Source organism: Limnospira sp. PMC 289.06 (genome assembly GCF_032350395.1).
Taxonomy (GTDB): Bacteria; Cyanobacteriota; Cyanobacteriia; order Cyanobacteriales; family Microcoleaceae; genus Limnospira; species Limnospira platensis.
This window is the reverse complement of record NZ_JARPLC010000240.1, coordinates 1-2,856: the sequence shown is the minus strand read 5'-3', so window position 1 is coordinate 2,856 and position 2,856 is coordinate 1. Positions and strand designations below refer to the sequence as shown.

1 protein-coding gene and 2 pseudogenes are annotated in these 2,856 nt (G+C 44.7%); 1 reads left to right on the top strand and 2 read right to left on the bottom strand.

Annotated elements, in window-relative coordinates; translation table 11 throughout:
* Positions 1 to 155: 155 nt before the first annotated feature.
* Positions 156 to 401: pseudogene (locus P5674_RS23990) on the top strand (zinc ribbon domain-containing protein); the annotation flags it as partial.
* Between the two features lie 204 nt (positions 402 to 605).
* On the opposite strand, the gene hpf reads toward P5674_RS23990, so the two are convergent.
* A complete protein-coding gene (gene hpf, locus P5674_RS23985; protein ID WP_006615954.1) occupies positions 606 to 1,244 on the bottom strand; it encodes a ribosome hibernation-promoting factor, HPF/YfiA family in 639 nt (212 codons plus the stop codon).
* Positions 1,245 to 1,590: 346 nt separating this feature from the next.
* Positions 1,591 to 2,812, bottom strand: a pseudogene (locus P5674_RS23980) (group II intron reverse transcriptase); the annotation flags it as partial.
* Positions 2,813 to 2,856 lie beyond the last annotated feature (44 nt).

The following is a 2,856-nucleotide window of genomic DNA, read 5'->3' as shown; positions in this document are numbered from 1 at the left end:
AATGCCATGGATTCCGTTATAAAAGCTGCGTCCTAACCACCTTGACTAATGCTATATCTGGATGTGACGCACCCTACGAGCCGTGTGAGGTGAAAGTCTCAAGCACGGTTTTGTATGGGAGGGGGAGATGGTGACATCTCTCTCGACCCCTACTATGGGTGTGCTGGAAGCGTGGCGTGTATTTTGCCAAGGTTGAAGCAGCAGGCACCAGTCAAGAGTGCCCTCAATGCTCAACAGCGGTCAAGAAAGACCTCAGTATCCGGGTTCATAAATGTCCTGAGTGCGGCTACATCACCAATCGCGACGTGGCCGCCGCCCAAGTCATTCGGAACCGAGGGATTGCAGCGGCAGGGCTTACCGTCAAGAAGCTCGGTGAGGGTAAAGTCGTTGGACTCCCGTAGAACTGCGAATCCCCGCGCCTTTAGGCCGGGGAGTGTCAATCTTTTATCCAAGGGTGGGTTGATTAATCCCAACTAACTAAGGGCCTGATTCCTCAAACCAAGCCCTCGCGCCGCCTAACTCCCCGGTGACAGGCGCGACAGGCGAAACCCGCCACTAACCCTAATGGGAGTGTCAACTATATTATGTGGCTTCACCTACCTACTTTAAGGAGAGGTCGAAGCCCGTTCTGTCAATTCCGCACCAGTTTTACCATTACTGGTCGGAACGCTACCATTGCGGGGTTGGATGACTCCATAACCACCATGATGCGATCGCTGATAGATTACATTAATCTCATCAGTTTCAGCATTACGGAACATATAAAAATCATGATCAATAAGCTGCAACTGTTCTAATGCTTCTTGAATGCTCATGGGAGGCATGGCAAAATATTTCGTCCGCACCACTTCTTCTGGAAGTTTCACAGTGCGATCGCCAATTAAATCATCAACAATGGGCTTCTGTGCAACCACTTCACCAGTCTTAGGAAGCTGATATTGTTTCGCCATGCGTTTTTCTTTGTACTTACGCAATTGACGAGCAATTTTATCTGCTACTAGGTCAATACTGGCATAGAGATTTTCACTGCTTTCTTGAGCACGAATAACTGTGCCATTGGCATAAATCGTGACTTCAGCAGTTTGTCTTGGATTTATCCGAGGGTTCCGAGCCACAGATAAATGGACATCCACTTCGTTTGTCAATTGCTGAAAGTGACTAACAGCTTTGGCAATTTTCTGTTGTACATACTCGTGAATAGCATCGGTAATTTCAAGATTTTTACCCTGGATAACAAGCTTCATACAGCTCCCTCCCGATCATAGTGTGGGCTTAACTTCACCTTAACATTTTGCATTTCAGAAATGTAATTTCTTTAAAATCCTTTGCATCTCTTGACAATTCTTGATGGGTCAATTCACAGATCATCCTATTCAATCATCCATGATTGTCCAGAATATAACTGGCCGACCTATCACCTGGTTTTTCAGTCCTTCCACAGCGGTAGACTCCGGTTAAGAATTACTTTGATGATGCCCTTTGGTTCCCCCAAAATAAGGAAATTGTCGCAACTTAGTAGTGTCGAGAGAGAAGTCACCTTCTCCCCCTCCCATACAAAACCGTACGTGATAGTTTCCCATCATACGGCTCCTAGTCTGATTGCTCCATTGTTAGGGATACAGCGTTGGCATTGTCAAGTGCCGTCTTATCATCGTGACAGTGGCGGTGTAGTAGTTGAAGATTCTTGTATTCGTCCTTTCCGCCGAGACTTCGAGGTACAATGTGGTCTATTTCAACTATGTCTGATGGGGTAAAGTATTGCCCACACCAGGTACACTTGCCTTTTTGCTTCTTGAGTAGTTTTGCTACCCTTGTTGGCGTGTCGATTACTTGTCCTTTTCTGGTTGCCCAATAAGTCCAATTTCCGTCGTATGGTGTTGCTTCAGGGCGTATTGTGGTATGTCTGACAATCGGAGTGTAGCTATGTTTCCATAGTGTGTGTCCATCCTTGGTCTGGAATAACCAAGATTCATGCCTTTCTACCTCATTGCTAAGTTTAACTGTTCCATGTCTGAAATAGTTTCCTAGCTTCTCGTAAACTTGCCTTTCCGCATCTTGATACTGTCCATGCCCGTCACATCTGCCAGATTATATTGTCTAGCTTACCGAAGGTCTCTGATGAGACGACTCCTGAATAATAGTTTGACCATCCCCGAATAATCGGGTTTAGTTTGTTTATCAGGGCTGATTGAGGTGCTGTTTTATGTTGTTTGATTACACCTTTAATCACTTCTGTATGGGCTTTAACTGCTTTATTGCTGGGTTTAATGTGGGTTTTGAATCCCAACATTTTGTGAGGGGTTTTATTAAGTAGAAAACCACCTTTCCTTCGTCCCCCTAATTTCCCAGACTTGTATTTTCCTACCGGGTATTGCCTGATATTGAATCCGAGAAAATCAAACCCGGGTTCTTCTGTTTTGCCATTATACTCAATAGGTTTGAGTGTGTGACAAATTCGAGTCTTTTCGGGTTTAATCTCTAATCCTACAGGTTTTAACCATTTGGTGATAGCAGTTTTGCACTGTTCAATGATTCCTAGGTCTTTTGAGATAATCACGAAATCATCGGCGTATCGTATTAGGTTGGCTTGAGTGACTGTTCCTTTGTTTGGATACAGACTCTTGATTAACCTTTCCATTCCCAACAGTGCGATGTTGGCGAGTATTGGACTTATTACCCCTCCTTGGGGTGTCCCTGTTTCTGTATCATCGAAAACGCCGTTATCTAGCACTCCTGCTTTAAGCCATTGTTTCAGGTCTTTCTTTAGGTTGCTTGGACAATGAATTTTGTTCAGTAGATAATCATGGTTCACGGTAAGAGCATTTGGCTATATGTTAGGGGTCGAGAATGGAGTCA

Excerpts from the sequence above, each read along its gene's own strand:
- hpf (WP_006615954.1), bottom strand. The coding sequence starts at position 1,244 with ATGAAGCTTGTTATCCAGGGTAAAAATCTTGAAATTACCGATGCTATT.